20 protein-coding genes and 1 tRNA gene are annotated in these 19,352 nt (G+C 65.9%); 4 read left to right on the top strand and 17 right to left on the bottom strand.

Annotated features, from left to right (window positions below; translation table 11 throughout):
• Positions 1 to 94: 94 nt before the first annotated feature.
• Both AC56LY_RS19520 and AC56LY_RS19515 read left to right on the top strand, forming a co-directional pair.
• Positions 95 to 2,104, top strand: a complete 2,010-nt coding sequence (locus AC56LY_RS19520; protein WP_499582401.1) for a helicase-related protein — start codon at positions 95 to 97, stop codon at positions 2,102 to 2,104.
• Positions 2,105 to 2,161: 57 nt separating this feature from the next.
• Positions 2,162 to 2,584, top strand: a complete 423-nt coding sequence (locus tag AC56LY_RS19515) for a PaaI family thioesterase (protein ID WP_499582399.1) — start codon at positions 2,162 to 2,164, stop codon at positions 2,582 to 2,584.
• Between the two features lie 6 nt (positions 2,585 to 2,590).
• On the opposite strand, the gene AC56LY_RS19510 is transcribed toward AC56LY_RS19515, so the two are convergent.
• The 5 genes from AC56LY_RS19510 to AC56LY_RS19490 all read right to left on the bottom strand — a co-directional run bounded on the left by AC56LY_RS19510 (position 2,591) and on the right by AC56LY_RS19490 (position 6,033).
• Positions 2,591 to 3,127 (bottom strand): peroxiredoxin family protein, encoded by a 537-nt coding sequence (locus AC56LY_RS19510; protein WP_499582397.1) that lies wholly within the window; start codon positions 3,125 to 3,127, stop codon positions 2,591 to 2,593.
• Between the two features lie 79 nt (positions 3,128 to 3,206).
• Entirely contained in the window at positions 3,207 to 3,854 is a 648-nt protein-coding gene (locus tag AC56LY_RS19505) for a BON domain-containing protein (protein WP_332531223.1), read from the bottom strand.
• Positions 3,847 to 4,443, bottom strand: coding sequence for a phosphoheptose isomerase (locus AC56LY_RS19500; RefSeq protein WP_183555000.1), 597 nt, complete (start codon positions 4,441 to 4,443; stop codon positions 3,847 to 3,849). Before AC56LY_RS19500 ends, AC56LY_RS19505 begins: the two co-directional genes overlap by 8 nt.
• 56 nt (positions 4,444 to 4,499) lie before the next feature.
• The gene (locus tag AC56LY_RS19495) at positions 4,500 to 4,859 is read right to left on the bottom strand and encodes a YraN family protein (RefSeq protein ID WP_343025840.1); all 360 of its coding nucleotides are present in this window, start codon (positions 4,857 to 4,859) and stop codon (positions 4,500 to 4,502) included.
• Position 4,860: 1 nt separating this feature from the next.
• Positions 4,861 to 6,033 carry a penicillin-binding protein activator gene (locus AC56LY_RS19490; protein WP_499582394.1) on the bottom strand — a complete coding sequence of 391 codons (1,173 nt, stop codon included), beginning with the start codon at positions 6,031 to 6,033 and terminating at the stop codon, positions 4,861 to 4,863.
• Positions 6,034 to 6,179: 146 nt separating this feature from the next.
• On the opposite strand from AC56LY_RS19490, the gene rsmI reads away from it, so the two are divergent.
• Both rsmI and AC56LY_RS19480 read left to right on the top strand, forming a co-directional pair.
• Positions 6,180 to 7,085: a 16S rRNA (cytidine(1402)-2'-O)-methyltransferase gene (gene rsmI, locus AC56LY_RS19485; RefSeq protein ID WP_499582392.1), complete on the top strand. Its 906-nt coding sequence runs from the start codon at positions 6,180 to 6,182 to the stop codon at positions 7,083 to 7,085.
• Between the two features lie 58 nt (positions 7,086 to 7,143).
• A tRNA-Pro gene (locus AC56LY_RS19480) sits at positions 7,144 to 7,220 on the top strand.
• Positions 7,221 to 7,316: 96 nt separating this feature from the next.
• On the opposite strand, the gene AC56LY_RS19475 is transcribed toward AC56LY_RS19480, so the two are convergent.
• From AC56LY_RS19475 to AC56LY_RS19420, 12 genes are all read right to left on the bottom strand, one after another.
• A complete protein-coding gene (locus AC56LY_RS19475; RefSeq protein ID WP_499582390.1) occupies positions 7,317 to 8,228 on the bottom strand; it encodes a hydroxymethylglutaryl-CoA lyase in 912 nt (303 codons plus the stop codon).
• 3 nt (positions 8,229 to 8,231) lie between these two features.
• On the bottom strand, positions 8,232 to 9,161 hold the full coding sequence (locus AC56LY_RS19470; protein ID WP_499582388.1) for a 2-hydroxyacid dehydrogenase: 930 nt from the start codon (positions 9,159 to 9,161) through the stop codon (positions 8,232 to 8,234).
• A 41-nt stretch (positions 9,162 to 9,202) separates the two neighbouring features.
• Entirely contained in the window at positions 9,203 to 11,200 is a 1,998-nt protein-coding gene (locus AC56LY_RS19465) for an acetyl/propionyl/methylcrotonyl-CoA carboxylase subunit alpha (RefSeq protein WP_499582386.1), read from the bottom strand.
• A gap of 100 nt (positions 11,201 to 11,300) precedes the next feature.
• Positions 11,301 to 12,326: a biotin synthase BioB gene (gene bioB, locus AC56LY_RS19460; RefSeq protein WP_499583451.1), complete on the bottom strand. Its 1,026-nt coding sequence runs from the start codon at positions 12,324 to 12,326 to the stop codon at positions 11,301 to 11,303.
• Positions 12,327 to 12,352: 26 nt separating this feature from the next.
• A complete protein-coding gene (bioD, locus tag AC56LY_RS19455; protein ID WP_499582384.1) occupies positions 12,353 to 13,180 on the bottom strand; it encodes a dethiobiotin synthase in 828 nt (275 codons plus the stop codon).
• The gene (gene bioF, locus AC56LY_RS19450; RefSeq protein ID WP_499582382.1) at positions 13,164 to 14,363 is read right to left on the bottom strand and encodes an 8-amino-7-oxononanoate synthase; all 1,200 of its coding nucleotides are present in this window, start codon (positions 14,361 to 14,363) and stop codon (positions 13,164 to 13,166) included. The genes bioD and bioF overlap by 17 nt, the downstream gene beginning before the upstream one ends.
• A 4-nt stretch (positions 14,364 to 14,367) precedes the next feature.
• Positions 14,368 to 15,711 (bottom strand): adenosylmethionine--8-amino-7-oxononanoate transaminase, encoded by a 1,344-nt coding sequence (gene bioA, locus AC56LY_RS19445; RefSeq protein ID WP_499582380.1) that lies wholly within the window; start codon positions 15,709 to 15,711, stop codon positions 14,368 to 14,370.
• Positions 15,712 to 15,726: 15 nt separating this feature from the next.
• Positions 15,727 to 16,512 carry an enoyl-CoA hydratase/isomerase family protein gene (locus AC56LY_RS19440; RefSeq protein ID WP_499582378.1) on the bottom strand — a complete coding sequence of 262 codons (786 nt, stop codon included), beginning with the start codon at positions 16,510 to 16,512 and terminating at the stop codon, positions 15,727 to 15,729.
• A 10-nt stretch (positions 16,513 to 16,522) separates the two neighbouring features.
• Positions 16,523 to 18,130, bottom strand: coding sequence for a carboxyl transferase domain-containing protein (locus AC56LY_RS19435; protein WP_499558687.1), 1,608 nt, complete (start codon positions 18,128 to 18,130; stop codon positions 16,523 to 16,525).
• A gap of 44 nt (positions 18,131 to 18,174) precedes the next feature.
• The gene (locus tag AC56LY_RS19430; RefSeq protein WP_499582376.1) at positions 18,175 to 18,633 is read right to left on the bottom strand and encodes a YchJ family protein; all 459 of its coding nucleotides are present in this window, start codon (positions 18,631 to 18,633) and stop codon (positions 18,175 to 18,177) included.
• 73 nt (positions 18,634 to 18,706) lie between these two features.
• Positions 18,707 to 19,030 (bottom strand): type II toxin-antitoxin system RelE/ParE family toxin, encoded by a 324-nt coding sequence (locus AC56LY_RS19425; protein ID WP_499582374.1) that lies wholly within the window; start codon positions 19,028 to 19,030, stop codon positions 18,707 to 18,709.
• 6 nt (positions 19,031 to 19,036) lie between these two features.
• Positions 19,037 to 19,309 (bottom strand): type II toxin-antitoxin system Phd/YefM family antitoxin, encoded by a 273-nt coding sequence (locus AC56LY_RS19420; RefSeq protein ID WP_499582372.1) that lies wholly within the window; start codon positions 19,307 to 19,309, stop codon positions 19,037 to 19,039.
• Positions 19,310 to 19,352 lie beyond the last annotated feature (43 nt).

The raw sequence follows: 19,352 nt of genomic DNA, 5'->3' as shown, positions 1-19,352 counted from the left end.
GACGGCGGCTGGTAGCACGACAGGAATTGGCCAGTGCCGTGCGCGATTCGCATCCGCGATATAGTAGCGGCAACCGATTTTTGCGCAGCCAGCCATGAGCATTCTCCCGAACGAGACCCCCGCCGATATTCCCGAAGACGACGCCGCGCTCGAGCGCGCACTTGACCTGGCCGCGCGCGGCATCGAACTGGTCAAGATGGAAGGCCGCGTGTTCCTGCGCTTCTCGGGCGCGGTGCGCTACGAAGGCTTGCATGTGCCATATCGTCTGGTGCCGTCGCGCGGCGTGCTGGCCAAGCCGAGCAAGTGGCGCAAGCTGGATCTGGCCGGGCGGCGCGCACTGATCGAAGAGCGCACCGGTGACGCCGACCTCGCGCGCCTGCACCAGGACGCCGAGGAATTCGTGCGCGACCTGGCGGGCGACGCCGACGACGCCGGCTACGATCCGATGCTGTTTCTCGATGTGCTGGACGAACTGCAGACGTCCGAGCCGGCCGAGTACGTGTTCCAGCGGATTTCGCAGCGGCTGACCCACGCGATCGAGCGCGACGCCGAAGAGCGCCACGCGGCGCGCACCAAGGAAAGCATCAACCTGGCCGAGTACCCGCGCTCGTTCGACGTCGCCAGCCGCATGGGCCGCAAGTTCATCGCGCTCCTGGGCCCCACCAACTCGGGCAAGACGCACCGCGCGATGGAAGCGCTGGCCAAGGCGCCAAGCGGCGTGTATCTGGCGCCACTGCGCCTCCTGGCGCTGGAAAACTACGAGCGCCTGCAGGCTGCGCGCCCGCATGGCGAAGCGATCAAGGTCAGCCTGATCACGGGCGAAGAACGGCGCCTGGTGGAGGGCGCGACGCACGTCGCCAGCACCGTTGAAATGCTCGACACCAAAACGCCGATCGACGTGGCCGTGATCGACGAGATCCAGATGCTGGCCGACCGCGATCGCGGCGCCGCCTGGACTGCCGCCGTGTGCGGCGCGCCGGCATCGGTCGTGTACCTGGTCGGCGCGCCGGAAGCGCGGCGTGCGATCGAGGCGCTCGCCGAGCGGCTCGATGTGCCGCTCGAGGTGCACGTGCTCAAGCGGATGGGGCCTCTGGAGATGGAACCGATGGCCGTGCGCAAGCTGTCGAACCTGCGTCGGGGCGACGCCGTGATCGCGTTCTCGCGCCGTGAAGTGCTCAAGTGGCGCGACATGATCACCGACAAGGGGCTGTCGGTGGCCACCGTCTACGGCAATCTGTCGCCCGAGGTGCGCCGTGCGCAGGCCGAGCGTTTCCGCGATGGCCAGGCCGATATCGTCGTTGGCACCGATGCGCTGGCGATGGGGCTGAACATGCCGATCGCGCGCATCGTGATGACGACCACGGTCAAGTACAACGGCGTCGAAGAAGAAGAAATCTCCGCTGCGCTGGCCAAGCAGATCGCGGGGCGGGCAGGGCGCTACGGCGTGCACGACGAAGGCTTCGTGGTCGGTTACGACGACGAGACGCACCAGGTCATGCGCTCGCTGATGAAGGAAAAAATTCCGGCGGTGGCAACGAGCGGTTTTGCCGTGGCGCCGTCGCTCGAGCAGCTGCACCGCATTTCGTCGGTGACGGGCGAGACGTCGCTGGTCAAGCTGCTCAAGCGGTTTGTCCACAATATCGACGTGCCGGACGGCTTCTTCTACCCGCGCATCACCGAAGACCAGAACGAGCGCGCCGAGTGGCTCGACACGCTGCCGCTGTCGGTGGCCGACAAGTTCATGCTCTCCCTGGTGCCGATCTCGAGCCGCGTACCGGCGCTGCAGAAGGCGTGGGAACACTGGTGCCTGTCGCTGGCCAAGAAGATCGTCGTCAAGCTGCATGGCCACAGCAATCCGCAGCAGCTGTTCTACATGAACCTGCAAGAGGTCGAGGACCAGTGCCGCGTGTATTCGGCCTATGCGTGGCTGGGCTACCGGGCGCCGGAGTACTTCCCGAGCATCGCGCTGGCGCAGGAGCTGGCGCGCGAAGCGTCCGAGCGGGTCGACGCGCTGCTGCAGCAGCAGAACGCGGCGGCCCGGCAGCGGCATGGCGGGAAGAGTAGCGGCAAGGGTGGCAAGCACCATGAGGGGCGGCGCCGCTGACGCCAAGCATGGTCTCGGTGTACGATGCCGGTTTCATAAAAACACCGAGACAACCCCATGAGCATCCCGCATACCCCTGACGCTTTCAACACCTTCGGCGCAACCTATCTGCCTGGCCACCTGGGCATCCAGATTCTTGAGGTCAGCCCCGGCAAGCTGGCCGCCGAGATGCCGGTCGCGCCGCACCTGCTGGCGCCGAACGGCTACCTGCACGCCGGCAGCGTCGTCACGCTGGCCGATACCTGCGCCGGCTACGGCTGCATCAGCAACCTGCCGGAAGGCGCGCAGAACTTCACGACGATCGAATTGAAATCGAACCACCTGGGCACCGCGCGCGAAGGCACCATTGCCTGCGTCGCCACCGCAGTGCATCTGGGCCGCACGACGCAGATCTGGGACGCCACCGTCACGGACAAGGCCAGCGGCAAGACCATCGCGCTGTTCCGCTGCACGCAGATGATCCTGTATCCGAAGGCGTAATCAGAATCAGCCGGCCAGCTCTTTCTCGATCAGCTTGTGCACCGCGCCGAAGTCCGGTGCGCCGACATAGGTCTTGATGATGCGGCCCTGCTTGTCGATCAGGAAGGTGGTGGGCGTGAGCGTAACGTCGCCGAACTGGCGCGCGATATCGCCCGCCGAATCGAGCGCCACGGTAAATGGCAGCTTGCGCTGCTCGGCAAAATTGAGCACGTAGTCGGGCCGGTCGTACTGCATCGCGACGGCGACGAATTCCAGGCCCTGGGCCTTGTACTTGTTGTAGGTCGCGACCATGTCGGGCATCTCCTTGACGCAGGTGACGCACGAGGTGGCCCAGAAGTTGACCATCACGACCTTGCCGCGCAGTGACTGCGTGGATACCTTGTCGCCGGCGATGCTAATGAACGTGACGTCCGGGGCCGGCGTGCTGCTGGCCAGCGAGGCGTAGCCGATACCGGCCAGCGCCAGCACGACGGCGCCGATGGCGGCAGGCTTGATCCAGGAGCGGGAAGAGGTGGACGCGGTGGACGCGGGGGATGCGGTCATGGTCGGCGATCGTAGTAAAAAAGCGGCAGGGCCATTATAGCCCTGCCGCTTTTTTGCATGGTGCGCATGCACCCGGGGTTCAGGAACCCTGCGGTGCGTTCTGCGCGTTGGTCTGCTTGGCGCGTGCGTCTTCTTCGCTGATGTACTCGAAGATCTTCACCACGCTCGTCACGCCCGAGACGCCCTTGGCGACGTCCGCAGCGATATTGCCTTCGCGCGGCGTGACAAGACCCATCAGGTAGACCACGCCGCGTTCGGTCGTGACCTTGAACGAGATCGCCGACACGGTCTTCATGTCGACCAGGCTGGCCTTCACCTTGGTGGTGATGAGCGCATCGTTCGAGCGCGACGTGTAGCTCGACGAACCCGAAATCTTCAGTTCGTTGATGACCGACACGACGTTCTCGATCTTGCGCACTTCGCGCTCGGCCGCGGCCTTCATGGCTTCGTCGCGCACTTCGCCGGTGAGCAGCACCTTGCGGTTGAAGCTCGTGACGTTGATGTTGCCGTTGCCATTCGTGACTTCGCGCATCTTGATCTCGGCCTTGACCGTGACCGACTTGTCTTCGGTCTGGGCGCCAAGCGTGCGGCGGTCGACCGCCGAGACGGCGCTGCCGATGCCGGCGCCGACGATGAGGCCAAAGCAGCCCGACAGCGATGCCAGCAGGGCCGAACCCAGAACGACTTTCGTCAACAGCACGGCCATAGGCCGGCGGGTATTACGCATTCTCGTCTCCTCCGAACAGCGCGACGTCGATGCCGTCGCAGATGCAGTGAATGGCGCACAGGTGAACTTCCTGGATCCGCGCGGTGCGCGAATGCGGGACGTTGACGTGGACGTCGGCGTCGGTCAGCAGCTTGGCCAACTGGCCGCCGTCCTTGCCTGTAAACGCCACGATGCGCATTTCGCGCTCGAGCGCCGCTTCGACCGCAGCGAGCACATTGCCCGAGTTGCCCGAAGTGGAAATGGCCAGCAGGATGTCGCCGGCCTGGCCGAAGGCCTGCACCTGCTTGGAATAGATTTCGCGGAAGCTGTAGTCGTTGCCAACGGCCGTCAGGATCGACGTGTCGGTGGTCAGCGCAATGGCCGGGAGCGGGAAGCGCTCGCGTTCGAAGCGCCCGACCAGCTCGGCAGCGAAGTGCTGGCAGTCGGCGGCCGAACCGCCGTTACCGCAGGCCAGGATCTTGTTGCCATTGGACAGGGCGCCGAACATGAGTTCGACCGCCTGCGAAATGTGGGGAGCCAGGGTTGCAGCCGACCTCATCTTCAGGTCAGCGCTCTCCTGGAAGTGAGCGAGGATGCGTTGTGTATTCATAGCCGAGGATTATAGTGTAGTAGCAAGGGGCACTGGGCAAGGTCGGTAAAAATTGCTTACACTTCAATCACGTTCTGCAGCCACTCGATCTGTTCGCCATCGATAGCGATGACGTCGAAGCGGCAGGGCGGGGTGACAGGAAAGCGCAGCAGGTACACCTGGGCCGCGCAGACCAGGCGCCGGATCTTGGCCGGTGTGATGCTGGCTGCGGCGCCGCCTTGTGCGCTGCTGGCGCGCTGGCGTACCTCGACGAACACGAGGGTGGCGCCGTCGCGCATGATCAGGTCGATTTCGCCGCCCTTGCAGCGAAAGTTTTCTTCCACCGGCGCCAGCCTGTGGCGGCGCAGGAAAGTGGCAGCGGCAAGTTCATACTGGTGGCCCTGGGCCTGCCGTTGGGACAGGCGCCCGGGCCACATGTCACTGGCCGGTGGAGACCGCTTCGAACACGCGGCCGGTGACAGCGGCGCCATCGGCGCCAGGCATCGCATCCCGCACGACGACGCCGGTCTCGACGCGGCGGAACGCACGCGCGCCCTGGCCCATGTCGATCGACAGGCGGCCCGTGGCGCCGTCGAGCTCGAATGCGCCGGACGGGCGCAGGGACAGCTCGCGTGCGATGCGGTAGGCATCGATGCCCAGCGCGTACAGGCGCTGCAGATCGAGGCCCTGGCCGCCGCTGCTCCAGCTCGGGTAGCTTGCCACGGCCGGGTGATCGGCCTGCACGGTCCATGGCAGGTCGAGGATGCGCACGCCGACCAGCTCAGGCGGGATGCTGGCCGGGTCGCGGCCCGGGTTGACCGAGGCCGTGCCATAGGTGGGCGTCGAGGTGCCGAGCGCGCTGCGCACCTGGCGCAGGCTGTTGGCGTCGAGCGCCGCGTAGACCAGTTGCGGCGGCTGCGATTGCAGGCGCGCGCGCAGGTCGGCCAGCGCATTGCCGTCGACATAGCCACCGGCATTGGGCAGTTCGACCGTGTTCTGGGTGCGGCCCAGTTCGGACCAGCGCGCGCTGAAGGCGCCCGACAGGCGCTGCTGCCAGGTGGCGCGGCCGGTCAGCACCAGTGCCTGGCCGGATGGCTGCTCGCCCGCAGCCCAGTCGGCCACCTGGCGCGCTTCGTCTTCGAGCGAGAAGCCGATGACGAGCATCTTGGACGGCAGCGCGGCCGCCACCTGCGGGTGATTCAGCGCGATGGTCGGCTTGGTGACGGCGCCGCTCGTGGCCAGGGCCGCCACGGCAGGGCGCGCGAGCGGACCGACGACGATGTCGTTCTCTGCGGCCGCCATGCGGTAGGCGTCGAGCGCGGCCTGCGACGAGTCGCCGGTGGGCACGAGGTTGACGGTAACGCCGCCGCGCTGCTGGTCGTACGCGGCCATGAAGCCGGCGCGTACCGCTTCGGCCGGCTGGGCCAGCGCCTGCGATTCGAGGGGCAGGAGCAGCGCGACACGGACGGTCGGGCCACTTGGCGCCGCCGCGGCACTTGGCGTGCTGCCGTCGGCGCTCGGCGGCAATTCGACCGGACTGGTCTGGACACCGCTATCGGAACGCGGCGCAGGTGGTGTATAAGCAGGTGCGATTGGCGCAGGGCTTGTCACTGACGCGCCTGGGCCGCACAATCCGCCTGGCATGCCACAACCGGTATCGGGTGGCAGGGGCGTACTGCCGCACGCGGCCAGCATTGTCGTGAGTGAGGCGGCAATCAAGCCCGTGAGATTTTTTTTCTTCAGCATCGGAACCCTATATGACAGAACAGCAGACCATCGACATCGCCCGACTTCCCGTCATGGGCGAGGCGGCCCAGCAGTCCTATCCTACCGCAACGCTGTATGTCGTGGCTACTCCGATTGGCAACGTCACCGACATCACCCTGCGCGCTTTACACCTGCTGGCCCTGGCCGACGTCGTCGCCTGTGAAGACACGCGCAAGACTGGCGCGTTATTGCAACGCTTTGGTTTGAGCAAGAGCACGATCGCGGCGCACCAGCACAATGAGCGCGAAGTGGCCGACAAGATTGTCGAGCGCCTGCGCGCCGGCCAGCGCGTGGCGCTGGTGTCCGACGCCGGCACACCGGGGGTGTCCGATCCGGGTGCGCGCATCGTCGATGCCGTGCGCGCCGCGGGCCTGAACGTGGTGCCGTTGCCGGGCCCGTCGGCGGCGATCACAGCACTGTCGGCCAGCGGCCTGGTCAATGACCGCTTCCACTTTGTCGGCTTTCTGCCGGCCAAGGCCAAGGGCCGCGAGACGGCGCTCGCGCCCCTGACGCGCGAAACGTCCACGCTCGTGTTCTACGAGGCCCCGCACCGGATCGTCGATTGCGTCGAAGCATTGGTGGCCGCATTCGAGCCGACCCGCCAGGTCGTGTTTGCCCGGGAACTGAGCAAGATGTTCGAGGAAATCCACCGCTGCACGCTGGGCGAGGCGCTGGTCTGGGTCAAGGCCGACGCGCACCGCGAGAAGGGCGAATTTGTCGTGCTAGTCGAGGGCGCAGTGGAAGCGAGCGACGCTGAAGACATCGAGGCCGAGCGCGTGCTGCAGATCCTGCTCACCGAATGCAGCGTGAAGCAGGCGGCCAATCTGGCGGCGCAGATCACGGGGCGCAAGAAGAATGCCTTGTATGAGCGGGCGCTGCAGATCCGGGGTGAGTGAGGATTTTGACGCGAAATCCTTGACCAAGTGACGGCAAGCCGGTATTATCTTGCTTCTTCGGAGTGTAGCGCAGCCCGGTAGCGCACCTGGTTTGGGACCAGGGGGTCCAAGGTTCGAATCCTTGTACTCCGACCAGCATTAAGAGAAAAGCCGACAACGTGAGTTGTCGGCTTTTTTCGTTGTGCGGCCGTTTTCCTTGAAACAGCCCCCGGCACACCGGGGGCCTGCAGGTCAACCGGCCCGTTTGGCCGCCAGCGCATTGCCGGCGCGGCTGATGCTCTTGCGGCCCAGTTGCGCGGAGATGAACAGCCCGGTATCGACCACCTGGTCGAGATCCACGCCCGTCTCGATGCCCAACCCCTGCATCAGATACAGCACGTCCTCGGTCGCCACATTGCCGGTTGCGCCCTTGGCATACGGGCAGCCGCCCAGACCCGCCACCGATGAGTGGAAAATCGCCACGCCCACTTCCAGCGCCGCATAGATGTTCGCCAGCGCCTGGCCATAGGTGTCGTGGAAGTGGCCAGCCAGCTGGTCCATCGGAAACTCCTGCGCTGCGCGCAGCATCACGGCCTGCGTCTGACGCGCGGTTGCCACGCCGATCGTGTCGGCGATATCAATCTCGTCACAGCCCAGGTCGCGCATGCGCGCCACGACGTCGCCCACAGCGTCCAGCGACACGGCACCCTGGTACGGGCAGCCGAACGCCGTGCTGATCGAGCCGCGCAGGCGCAGGCCGTGCTCCCTGGCAGCGCGCGCGACCGGCTCGAAGCGCGCGATCGACTCGGCAATCGAACAGTTGATGTTCTTTTGCGAGAACGCCTCGGACGCTGCGCCAAACACCACGACCTCGTCGGCCTTGCCGGCCAGCGCGGCCTCGAAGCCCTGCATGTTCGGCACCAGCGCCGAGTAGATCGTGCCGGGCCGGCGTTCGATGCGGGCCAGCACCTCGGCGGACGTCGCCATCTGCGGCACCCATTTGGGCGAGACGAACGCCGCCGCCTCGACATTGACGAAGCCGGCGCGCGCCAGGCGCTCGACCAGTTCAATTTTCACGTCGGCGCCGAGCGCTTCTTTTTCGTTCTGCAGGCCGTCGCGGGGGCCGACTTCGACAATCTTGACCTTGGTTGGCAGGGGTGTCATTTCTTAATATCCACGTTGGCGATCGACGAGGTCGTCGACCGGTTGGCCGCGTTCCAGGGTGTCGATCTTGGCGACGATCTGGCGCACGGCGTCCTGGCGCATGGTGAGCGCCGAAATATGCGGGGTGAGGGCGATGCGCGGCTCGTTCCAGAACGGGTGCTGGGCCGGCAGCGGCTCGTGGCGGAACACGTCGAGCGTGGCGCCGGCGATGTGCCCGGAGCGGATCAGTGTCATCAGGTCGGGCTCGGCCAGGATCGCGCCGCGCGAGACGTTGATCAGAAACGCGCCAGGCGCCAGCTTGCCCAGATTGTGGCGGTCGAGCAGGTTGGTGGTCTCTGGCGTCAGCGGCAGCAGGCAGACCAGCACGCGCGTGCCGTGCAAGAATTCGCCGAATTGCGCCATGCCGGCATAGGTTGGCACGCCCGGGATGTCTTTCGGGCTGCGGCTCCAGCCGCGCACGGGAAAGCCGAAATGGCGCATCGCCTCGACCACCGGCATGCCCAGCCGGCCCAGGCCCATGACGCCGATCGTGAACGATTCCTTCGGATGCTGCGGCAGCGGATTCCAGGCGCCGTGCCTGGCCTGCTGCTCGTATTCGTCGAAGCGGCGGAAGTAGCGCAGCACCGCATGCGCCACATACTCGGCCATCTGCACGCCCATGCCGGCGTCGCCCAGGCGCACCAGCGGCACGTCGGGCAAGGCATCGCCAAACTTGAGCAGCGCGTCGACGCCGGCGCCCATCAGGAAGATCGCCTTGACGCTCCCCAGCTGGGCCAGCAGCGCGGGGGCCGGGTTCCACAGCACTGCGTAATCGCAGTGCGCCAGTTGCTCGCCTTCTTTCCAGATGACGGTCTCGACGCCTGGCAGCACGCTGGCAAACGCGTGTTCCCAAGGCTCGCTGACGCCATCGCCCCGGTACAGGACAATACGCATGTCTCCCCCTCATCGTGTAGGGTGGTTTTTATGGGTGTTGCTTACGCCGCCTTGAAGGCCAGCAGCGGCGCGCCGTCGGCAACCTGGTCGCCGACCTCGTACAGCACGTCCTCGACCACGCCGTCGCCCGGCGCAGCAATCGTGTGCTCCATCTTCATCGCTTCCATGATGACGAGCGGTTCGCCCTTCACCACGGTGGCGCCGGCCTGGACGAGCACCGCGACCACCTTGCCCGGCATTGGCGCCGTCAGGCGACCGCCGAGCGTTTCGACTTCGCCGGCGTGGGCCATCGGATCATTGTACGTCAGCGTGAAATGCTGACCGCCGGTAAATACGTGGAACACGTCGCCGTCGCGGCGCACGACGCCCTGGACGGCCGTCTCGCCGAGGCGCAGCGCCAGGTCGTCGCCAGTTCGACCGACGCGTTCCACGGGCTGCACCTGGCCGTCGCGGTCGATCTCGAGCCCGTCGCGGCGGTAGGTCAGGCCGACGCGGTAGGCGCCGAATTCGTCCGACCATGACAGCACGCGGCGATAGTCGCCGTTCATGCGCCAGCCGCTGGCCTGGCTCCACGGGTCAGCATCGTTGGCGGCGTTGTCGCGCAGCGCGAACACGGCCAGGGCCAGCGCGCCCAGCGGCGCCGGTGCGGCAGGCGGGAACAGCGTCGCGCCATGGCGCTCGATCAGGCCCGTGTCCAGGTCGGCCGTGGCAAACGCCTCGCCCTCGACCAGGCGTTTCAGGAACGCGATATTGGTGGCCAGCCCGACGATGCGGAACTCGCTCAGCGCCTGCGACATGCGCGCCAGCGCCTGGGTGCGGTCCGCGCCCCAAACGATCAGCTTGGCGATCATCGGATCGTAGAACGGCGAAATCGCATCGCCTTCGCGCACGCCGGAATCGACACGCACGGCGGCCGGATTGGCGCCGTCGCTGCCCAGCTCGAACGCGACCGCGCGCGGTACGTCCATATGGCGCAAGGTGCCGATCGACGGCAGGAAACCCTTCTCGGGATTTTCGGCGTACACGCGCGCTTCGATCGCGTGGCCGTGGATGCCCAGTTCATGCTGCTGTTTCGGCAGCGCTTCGCCAAAGGCGACCCGCAACTGCCATTCCACCAGGTCGGTCCCGGTGATCATTTCGGTCACCGGATGCTCGACCTGCAGGCGCGTGTTCATCTCCATGAAGTAGAACGAGCCGTCCTGGTTGGCGATGAATTCGACGGTGCCGGCGCCGACATAGCCGACGGCGCGCGCAGCATTCACGGCCGCTTCGCCCATCGCGGCGCGCCGCTCCGGCGGCATGCCGGGGGCGGGCGCTTCTTCCAGCACCTTCTGGTGCCGGCGCTGCACCGAGCAATCGCGCTCGTGCAGGTAGACGCAGTTGCCCAGGCTGTCGGCAAACACCTGGATCTCGATGTGGCGCGGGCGGATCAGGTACTTCTCGACCAGCACCTTGTCGTCGCCGAAGCTGGAAATCGCTTCGCGCTTGCACGAGGCCAGCGCGCCTTCGAAGTCTTCGGAACGCTCGACCACGCGCATGCCCTTGCCGCCGCCGCCGGCGCTGGCCTTGAGCAGCACCGGGTAACCGATGCAGTCGGCCTGCTGACGCAGGAACGCGGGATCCTGCTCGTCGCCGTGGTAGCCCGGCACGAGCGGCACATTGGCGCTTTCCATCAGCTGCTTGGCGGCGGACTTCGAACCCATCGCGCGCATCGATGATGCGGGCGGGCCCACGAACACGAGGCCGGCGGCGTGGACGGCGTCGGCAAACTCCGCGTTTTCGGACAGGAAGCCGTAGCCGGGGTGGATCGCCTGCGCGCCGGTGGCCTTGGCGACCTCGATGATTTTCTGCCCGCGCAGATAACTGTCGCGGGCAGCGGCCGGGCCGATCAGGATGGCCTCATCGCAGACCGCGACGTGCTTGGCGCCGGCGTCGGCCTCGGAATACACGGCGACGGTGCGAATACCCATGCGGCGCGCAGTAGCGGCCACACGGCAGGCGATCTCGCCACGATTGGCGATGAGGAGTTTGGTGAACATGCGCGTTATCTTTCGCTTATGGTTGTTCGGGTGATGCTTGCGCGGCCGTGTCTCCCCGGCCGCGCGGATACTGCGCTTAGTACTGCACTTAATACGACATTCAGCAGCTGCAGGCTTCCTTCGGCGCCGAGTCCAGCGTCGCGGCGCGGGTCTTCAGGCCCAGTTTTTCCAGCAGCACGCGGTCGTCGTCGGCCTCGGGATTTTCGGTAGTCAGCAGCTTGTCGCCGTAGAAGATCGAGTTGGCGCCGGCCATGAAGCACATGGCCTGCACCGCTTCGCCCATTTCGCGGCGGCCCGCCGACAGGCGCACGCGCGCTTGCGGCATGGTGATGCGCGCGACCGCGATAGTGCGCACGAATTCGATCGGGTCGAGCTTGTCCATGCCGTGCAGCGGCGTGCCTGCCACCTGCACCAGGTGGTTGACCGGCACCGACTCCGGGTACGGGTTCAGGTTCGCCAGTTGCGCGATCAGGCCGGCGCGCTGTTCGCGCGTTTCGCCCATGCCGACGATGCCGCCGCAGCAGACCTTCAGGCCCGCTTCGCGCACGCGGCCCAGCGTGTCCAGGCGGTCCTGGTATTCGCGGGTCGAAATGACGTTGTTGTAGAAGTCCGGCGCGGTGTCGATATTGTGGTTGTAGTAGTCCAGGCCAGCGCGCTTGAGCTGTTCGGCCTGGCCGGCTTCGAGCATGCCCAGCGTGGCGCAGGTTTCCATCCCCAGCGCCTTGACTTCGCGCACCATCGTCTCGACCTTGTCCATGTCGCGCTCTTTCGGGCTGCGCCAGGCCGCGCCCATGCAGAAGCGCGTTGCGCCGCTGGCCTTGGCTGCGCGCGCCGCGTCGAGCACGGTTTCGATGTCGAGCAGCTTCTTGGCTTCCACGCCCGTGTCGTAGCGCGCCGCCTGCGGGCAGTAGCCGCAGTCTTCTTCACAGCCGCCGGTCTTGATCGACAACAGGGTCGCCAGTTCGACGTCGCCGTCCGGGAAGTTCAGGCGGTGCGCGGTCGACGCGCGGTGCATCAGTTCGGTGAACGGCAGGTCGAACAGCGCGAGCACGTCGGCCAGCGGCCAGGTTGCATTCTCGGGCGGCTTGATGGCTGCCGTTGGGCGGTGCAGGGCGACAGTGTTCATATTGGTCATTTCGGTTCCTTCAAAAACTAGACCCGCGTGGACGGCCAGCCTGGCAGTCCGGCGAGGTCGATAAATTCGGCTGCCGCAGCAGCCGTCGGTTCGTTCAGGCGTGGCACGCGGCCCAGCAGCGGCGCCGGGATACGCTGTGCCAGCGCCTCGATGTTTTCTTGCGCAAAGCGCATGTCCGTGTCGACCGTGTTGGCGACCCAGCCGGCCAGCACCAGGCCGCGCGCCACGATCGCTTCGACCGTCAGCAGCGCATGGCTGATGCAGCCCAGGCGCACGCCGACGACGAGGATCACGGGCAGGTTCAGTTGTGCGGCCAGGTCGGCGCTGTCGAAGTCGTCGTTGAAGGGCACGCGAAAGCCCCCCACGCCTTCGACCACGACCGCGTCGGACGCGGCCTGGACCTCGGCAAAGGCGGCCAGGATCGGCACCAGCTCGATCGTCACGCCCTCGAGTGCGGCGGCGATGTGCGGCGCGGCCGGTTCGCGCAGCAGGTAGGGCGTGGTCAGCGATGCCGGCAGATGCACGTTGCCGGCGGCGATCAGCTGGTCGGCATCGTCGTTGTGCAGCGCGCCGTCACGCAGTTCAGCGCCAGCCGCCACTGGCTTCATGCCGCAGGCGCGCTGGCCCGTGGCCACGAGCTTGTGCAGGATGGCGGCCGAGATCAGCGTCTTGCCGATCTCGGTATCGGTGCCGGTGACGAAGCACGCAAAGCGCATTGGCAGATCGTCGGCGCGCAGTTCGAGTTCAGGTTCCAGCACCGGCTCGTCGAGCTCGGTCAGGTCGACCTCGGGGTCCAGTGCGGGTTGCACGATGACCGGTGCATCGGTTTCATTCAGATTGTTCATGGTGCGGCCTTTCCAGTTCGTTGAGCGCCTGCGCCAGCCGCGCCACGTCATGCGTGGCATGGGCGGCGGACAAGGTCACACGCAGGCGCGCGGTGCCGGGCGCCACGGTCGGCGGGCGGATCGCCGGCACCCACAAGCCCTGCTCATGCAGGCGGCTGGCGGCGTGCAGCGCAGCGTCGTTGCTGCCGATGATGACGGGCTGGATCGGGGTGGTCGACGCCGCCAGTTCCCAGCGTTCCAGGTGCAGCGAACCGCGCAGTTGCTCGACCAGTCGTGCCAGATGTGCACGCCGTTCGGCGCCCTCGTCACCGCCCATGATAGCAAGGCTGGCGAGCAAGGCGTGTGCAAGCGCCGGCGGGCAGGCCGTCGTGTAGATATACGGGCGCGCGCGCTGGATGAGCAACTCGATCACGCTGGCGTGCGCGGCCACGAAGGCACCGCCGACACCGGCGGCCTTGCCCAGCGTGCCCATGTAGATCAGGTTGGTCGAGCGCAGGCCGAAGTGTTCCAGTGCGCCGCGCCCGTTCTGGCCCAGCACGCCGAAGCCGTGGGCATCGTCGACCACCAGCCAGGCGCTGTGGCGCTCGCATGCGGCCAGCAGCGCCGGCAGCGGCGCCAGGTCGCCATCCATGCTGAACACGCTGTCGGTGACGACGATCTTCGTGCTGGCGCTGCTGGCTGCGAGAAGTTGTGTCAGCGCCTCGACGTCGCCATGCGGATAGACCGTGACGCCCGCTTTCGCGAGCCGGGCGCCGTCGATCAGCGAGGCGTGATTCAGCGCCTCGGAAAAGATCATCGCATCGGCATCCACACCCAGGGCACTCAGGATCGCGAGGTTGGCCATATAGCCGGTGCACAGCGTCAGCGCGCGCGCCTGCTCGAGGTGCGGCGCCATCCACTCGGCCAGCGTTTCTTCGAGCAGATGATGCGCGCGGCTGTGGCCCGACACCAGGTGCGAGGCGCCGCTGCCGGCGCCGTACAGCTGCGCGCCTTCGCGCAGCGCTTCGATGACTTGCGGATGCGCGGCCAGGCCCAGGTAATCGTTGCTGCAAAAGGCCAGCAGGTCACGGCCGTCGACCAGCTGGCGCGGCGCGCAGGCGCCATCGGTGATGCGGCGACGGCGCGTCAGGCTGCGCGCGGCCAGCGTGTCCAGCTGGCGGTCGATGGTGGCGATGAGATCCATCACATCACCCCGCGATGACGGATTCGAACGTCTTGATCGTGCGCGCGGCGAGACCTGCCACTTCTTCGTCGTCCAGCACGTACGGCGGCATCAGGTACACGGTGCGGCCGATGGGGCGCAGCAGCAGTTCGTTCTCGGCCGCCGTCGAAAAGAAGCGGCGCGCGAAGGTGGAGGCAAGATCGGTATCCGGTTCGACCGCGTCGAACGCGAAGATCATCCCGCGCTGGCGGAAGTGGCGCGTGCGCGGATGGTCGGCCAGCGGCGCCAGCGCCACCGTCATCCTGGTGGCCAGCTCGCGGTTGCGGTTCAACACATCGTCTTCTTCGAAGATGTCGAGCGTGGCCAGCGCCGCACGGCAGGCCAGCGGATTGCCGGTGTACGAGTGCGAGTGCAGAAAGCCGCGCGTGATGTCGGTGCTGTAGAAGGCCTGGTAGATGTCGTCGCGCGTGAGCACGAGCGAGAGCGGCAGGTAGCCGCCGCTGATGCCTTTGGACAGGCACAGGAAGTCCGGCCAGATGCCGGCCTGTTCGCAGGCGAAGAAGGTGCCGGTGCGTCCGCAGCCGACCGCGATCTCGTCCGCGATCAGGTGCACGCGGTGCTGGTCGCACAGGTCGCGCAGGAGCTTGAGATACAGCGGGTCGTACATCGCCATGCCGGTGGCGCACTGCACCAGCGGCTCGACGATGATGGCGGCGATCCTGTCGCCCCGTTCTTCGAACAGCGCTTTCACTTCGAGGATCGCGCGCCGCGCGACGTCCTGCGCCGTCTCGCCTTCGAAGGCGTTGCGGGCATCGGGCGCGCTCACCACGTGCGATGCGCGCAGCAGCGGGCCGTAGGCATCCTTGAACAGCGGCACGTCGGTGACCGACAGCGCGCCGATCGTCTCGCCATGGTAGCTGCCCTGCAGGCAGACGAATTCCTGTTTGGACGACTGGTCCGCATTGCGCCACGCGTGAAAGCTCATCTTCATCGCGATTTCCACGGCCGATGCGCCGTCGGAAGCGAACGTGGCGTGACCCAACGCATGGCCGGTGAGCGCGGCCAGCCGTTCGGCCAGCTCGACTACCGGTGCGTGCGTGAAGCCGGCCAGCATCGCGTGTTCGAGCTTGTCCAGCTGGTCCTTCAGCGCGGCATTGATGCGCGGGTTGGCGTGGCCGAACAGGTTGACCCACCACGAGCTGATGCCGTCCAGGTAGCGCTTGCCGTCATAGTCGTACAGCCACGGCCCCTTGCCGTGGCTGACCGCGATCAGCGGCACCTCTTCGTGATGCTGCATCTGGGTGCAGGGATGCCAGACGCTGCGCAGGCTGCGCGCGATCCAGTCGGAGGAGGTGGTTTGCTGCTTCACTATAAAATTCCAATACTAGTTAATCCATGTCGGCTTGCGCTTTTCAAGGAACGAGGCCACGCCTTCGCGGCCTTCGGTCGATGCGCGGATCGCGGCGATGCGGCCCGCCGTGTCAAGCAGCAGCGCGTCGTCGACCGGCTGGCCGACGATCTCGCGCACCAGTGTCTTTGCTTGCCGGACGGCGTGCGGGCTGTTGTTCACCAGGGCCTTGACGATCCCGGCGACAGTCGCGTCGAGCGCTTCCGGCGCCACGACGGTGTGCGCGACACCGATGCGCTGCGCTTCGACCGCGTCGAACCGTTCGGCCGTCAAGAAGTACCGGCGCGCCGCCTGTTCGCCCATCGCCTTGATCACGTAAGGCGAGATGGTAGCCGGAATCAGCCCGAGCTTCACTTCGGACAGGCAAAAACCGGCCGTCTCGCTCGCCACGACGATGTCGCAGGCCGCCACCAGGCCCATGCCGCCGGCGTAGCAATCGCCCTGGACGCGCGCGACCGTCGGCTTGGGGCACAGGTAAATTGTGCGCAGCATCTCGGCCAGGCGCATGGCATCGGCATGGTTCTCGTCATGCGAGTAGCCGGCCATCTTCTTCATCCAGTTCAGGTCTGCACCGGCGCAGAACGACGGGCCGTTGGCGGCCAGCACGATCGCGCGCACGGCGTCGTGGCGGCCGAGTTCATCGAACACGCGCGCCAGTTCGGCAATCGCCTGTTCGTTGAACGCATTGCGCAGGTCGGGGCGGTTGAGAGTAACGGTGGCGACCTTGTCGGCGACGGTCACAAGCAGGGTGTCATAAGTCATCGTCATCCCCTTACATGCGGAACACGCCGAACGTCGTGTCGCCGATCGGCTGGTTCATGGCAGCGGACAAGCCCAAGCCCAGCACCGTGCGGGTATCGGCCGGGTCGATCACGCCATCGTCCCACAGACGCGCCGACGCGTAATACGGGTGGCCCTGGTGCTCGTACTGGTCGCGGATCGGCTGCTTGAACGCGGCTTCTTCTTCGGGCGACCACTGGCCGCCGCGGCCTTCGATGCCGTCGCGCTTGACGGTGGCCAGCACCGACGCAGCCTGGTCGCCGCCCATCACCGAGATGCGCGCATTGGGCCACATCCACAGGAAGCGTGGCGAGAACGCGCGGCCGCACATGCCGTAGTTGCCCGCGCCGAACGAGCCGCCGATGATGACGGTGAACTTCGGCACCGCAGCGGTGGCCACGGCGGTGACCATCTTGGCGCCATTGCGCGCGATGCCCTCGTTTTCGTATTTGCGCCCGACCATGAAGCCGGTGATGTTCTGCAAGAACACGAGCGGAATCTTGCGCTGGCAGCACAGCTCGATGAAGTGCGCGCCCTTCAATGCCGACTCGGAAAACAGGATGCCGTTGTTGGCGATGATGCCGACCTTCATGCCGTGGATATGGGCGAAGCCGCACACCAGCGTCGTGCCGTAGCGCGCCTTGAATTCGTCGAACACGCTGCCGTCGACCACGCGCGCGATCACTTCGCGCACGTCGAACGGTTTGCGCGTATCGACCGGGATGACGCCGTACAGTTCCGACGCAGGATAGTGCGGCTCGACGCTCGCGCGCCGTTCGCCCTGCTGCGGTTTGACGCGGTTCAGGTTCGACACGATCGTGCGCGCCAGCGACAGCGCATGCGGATCGTTCTGCGCCAGGTGGTCGGCCACGCCCGACAGGCGCGTGTGCACGTCGCCGCCGCCCAGGTCTTCGGCGCTGACGACTTCACCGGTCGCCGCTTTCACCAGCGGCGGGCCGCCCAGGAAAATCGTGCCCTGGTCCTTGACGATGATCGACTCGTCGCTCATCGCCGGCACGTAGGCGCCGCCGGCGGTGCACGAGCCCATCACCACGGCGATCTGCGGGACACCCTTGGCCGACAGGTTCGCCTGGTTGTAGAAGATGCGGCCGAAGTGGTCGCGGTCGGGGAACACGTCGTCCTGGTTCGGCAGGTTGGCACCGCCCGAGTCGACCAGGTAGATGCAGGGCAGGTTATTCTGCTCGGCGATCTCCTGCGCGCGCAGGTGCTTCTTGACCGTCATCGGGTAATAGGTGCCGCCCTTGACGGTGGCGTCATTGCAGACGATCACGCATTCGTGGCCGCTTACCCTGCCGATGCCGGTGATGATGCCGGCGCTGGGCGCGGCGCCGTCATACATCTCATAGGCTGCCAGTTGCGAAAATTCGAGGAAGGGCGTACCCGGATCGAGCAGATGTTCGACGCGCTCGCGCGGCAGCAGCTTGCCGCGCGCGAGGTGACGTGCACTGGCTTCGGCGCCGCCGCCCTGGGCCAGTTGCGCCACGCGCGCGCGCAAGTCGTCCACCACGGCCTGCATGGCGGTGGCATTGGCCTTGAAATCCTCGCTGCGCGGGTTCAGTTTGCTTTCGATCTGGGGCATGTGCCGTCCTCTGGTCTGTCGCCGCCCTGGGTGCTTGGCAGCGCTTACTGCTTGTCGGGGAAACTGCCGTCCAGGTAAAACCAGCGTGGCGCGCCATCGGGGCCGGCTTCGCGCACGAAGCGGCTGCGCTCGTGGAGACGGTGTGCGCGCCCGCCCACCTTGAAGCGGGCGACGAATTCGACGTGGTCTTCGTCGCGCGGGTGATCGTGGTCGCCTGGAACGTCCGGCAATTCTGCTTTACGTTGACGTAAACGTAAAGCAGTTTTTATCTCCAGGCCAAGCCAGCGGACGGGCTCGTTGTCGACGATCGGTTCCTGCGGCTGCGTGCTGGGGTGCCAGGTGGCGCGCAGGTAGGCTTCATCGCCCAGCGTGAAGGCGGTATAGCGCGAGCGCATCAGCTGTTCGGCGGTGGGCGGCAAGGCCGCACCGGCCAGGAACGGGCCGCAGCAGCTGTCGAACGAGGGGCCGCCGCAGGGGCAGGAGGGGGTGGGGCGGGGAGGCATGGCGGCAATTATCCGCGATTTCACCAACGATGGTCAGGTGGGTGCTTCGGGAAGGCCTCGCGAGACCAGCCGGCTAACTCGACAGGATTCGTCGACGTAACAGTGCTGCCAGATCGCGGCTCGTATGGCAAACGATGTAAATATAAAAGCATTCACGATCGCCACACTCAAAAATAATGCGGTGTTGACCGGCCAGAAGCTGACGGTATCGGGGAAGGTTGAGCTCTTCCAGCTCGCCTACGAGCGTCCCTTTATTTGGCCATTGCATCAGGGATGCCACTTCATCGCGGATTTGCTGCGTCACCTTTCTGGCGTAGTCCGGTGATTCGGACTGCTTCAGGTATTGGCGGATCGTGAGCAGGTCGTCCTGGGCAGATTCGGTCCAGATGATCTTCATGATCTGTCAGGGCGCGTTGTTTTGTGCATCCAGTTGCGCAAAAAAATCATCATGACCGGTGACCTTGCCGTCTTCAATTTGCTTCCTGCCATGGGCAAGAAGCCGTAGCATCGTCAATTGATCCTGCGTCTTCTGATAGCTCACCGGGTCCTGAACGATTGCCTGCACCCGGCCATTGACAGTAATGGCCACGGGATCATGGGTTTCCTGAACCAACTTGACCACATCGCTGGTATTCGTTTTCAAATAGCTGATGGGTTGGATGTTGGAAAAGTTCATGATGCCTCCGCTGGTCGATCGCTGATCATAGCACCATAGGTCT

Source organism: Telluria sp. ZT3P25 (assembly GCF_059685895.1).
The sequence above is the reverse complement of the archived record's forward strand: the minus strand, read 5'-3'. Positions and strand labels throughout refer to the sequence as shown.

Excerpts from the sequence above, each read along its gene's own strand:
- AC56LY_RS19520 (WP_499582401.1), top strand. The coding sequence starts at position 95 with ATGAGCATTCTCCCGAACGAGACCCCCGCCGATATTCCCGAAGACGAC.
- AC56LY_RS19515 (WP_499582399.1), top strand. The coding sequence starts at position 2,162 with ATGAGCATCCCGCATACCCCTGACGCTTTCAACACCTTCGGCGCAACC.
- AC56LY_RS19510 (WP_499582397.1), bottom strand. The coding sequence starts at position 3,127 with ATGACCGCATCCCCCGCGTCCACCGCGTCCACCTCTTCCCGCTCCTGG.
- AC56LY_RS19505 (WP_332531223.1), bottom strand. The coding sequence starts at position 3,854 with ATGCGTAATACCCGCCGGCCTATGGCCGTGCTGTTGACGAAAGTCGTT.
- AC56LY_RS19500 (WP_183555000.1), bottom strand. The coding sequence starts at position 4,443 with ATGAATACACAACGCATCCTCGCTCACTTCCAGGAGAGCGCTGACCTG.
- AC56LY_RS19495 (WP_343025840.1), bottom strand. The coding sequence starts at position 4,859 with ATGTGGCCCGGGCGCCTGTCCCAACGGCAGGCCCAGGGCCACCAGTAT.
- rsmI (WP_499582392.1), top strand. The coding sequence starts at position 6,180 with ATGACAGAACAGCAGACCATCGACATCGCCCGACTTCCCGTCATGGGC.
- AC56LY_RS19475 (WP_499582390.1), bottom strand. The coding sequence starts at position 8,228 with ATGACACCCCTGCCAACCAAGGTCAAGATTGTCGAAGTCGGCCCCCGC.
- AC56LY_RS19470 (WP_499582388.1), bottom strand. The coding sequence starts at position 9,161 with ATGCGTATTGTCCTGTACCGGGGCGATGGCGTCAGCGAGCCTTGGGAA.
- AC56LY_RS19465 (WP_499582386.1), bottom strand. The coding sequence starts at position 11,200 with ATGTTCACCAAACTCCTCATCGCCAATCGTGGCGAGATCGCCTGCCGT.
- bioB (WP_499583451.1), bottom strand. The coding sequence starts at position 12,326 with ATGAACACTGTCGCCCTGCACCGCCCAACGGCAGCCATCAAGCCGCCC.
- bioD (WP_499582384.1), bottom strand. The coding sequence starts at position 13,180 with ATGAACAATCTGAATGAAACCGATGCACCGGTCATCGTGCAACCCGCA.
- bioF (WP_499582382.1), bottom strand. The coding sequence starts at position 14,363 with ATGGATCTCATCGCCACCATCGACCGCCAGCTGGACACGCTGGCCGCG.
- AC56LY_RS19440 (WP_499582378.1), bottom strand. The coding sequence starts at position 16,512 with ATGACTTATGACACCCTGCTTGTGACCGTCGCCGACAAGGTCGCCACC.
- AC56LY_RS19435 (WP_499558687.1), bottom strand. The coding sequence starts at position 18,130 with ATGCCCCAGATCGAAAGCAAACTGAACCCGCGCAGCGAGGATTTCAAG.
- AC56LY_RS19430 (WP_499582376.1), bottom strand. The coding sequence starts at position 18,633 with ATGCCTCCCCGCCCCACCCCCTCCTGCCCCTGCGGCGGCCCCTCGTTC.
- AC56LY_RS19425 (WP_499582374.1), bottom strand. The coding sequence starts at position 19,030 with ATGAAGATCATCTGGACCGAATCTGCCCAGGACGACCTGCTCACGATC.
- AC56LY_RS19420 (WP_499582372.1), bottom strand. The coding sequence starts at position 19,309 with ATGAACTTTTCCAACATCCAACCCATCAGCTATTTGAAAACGAATACC.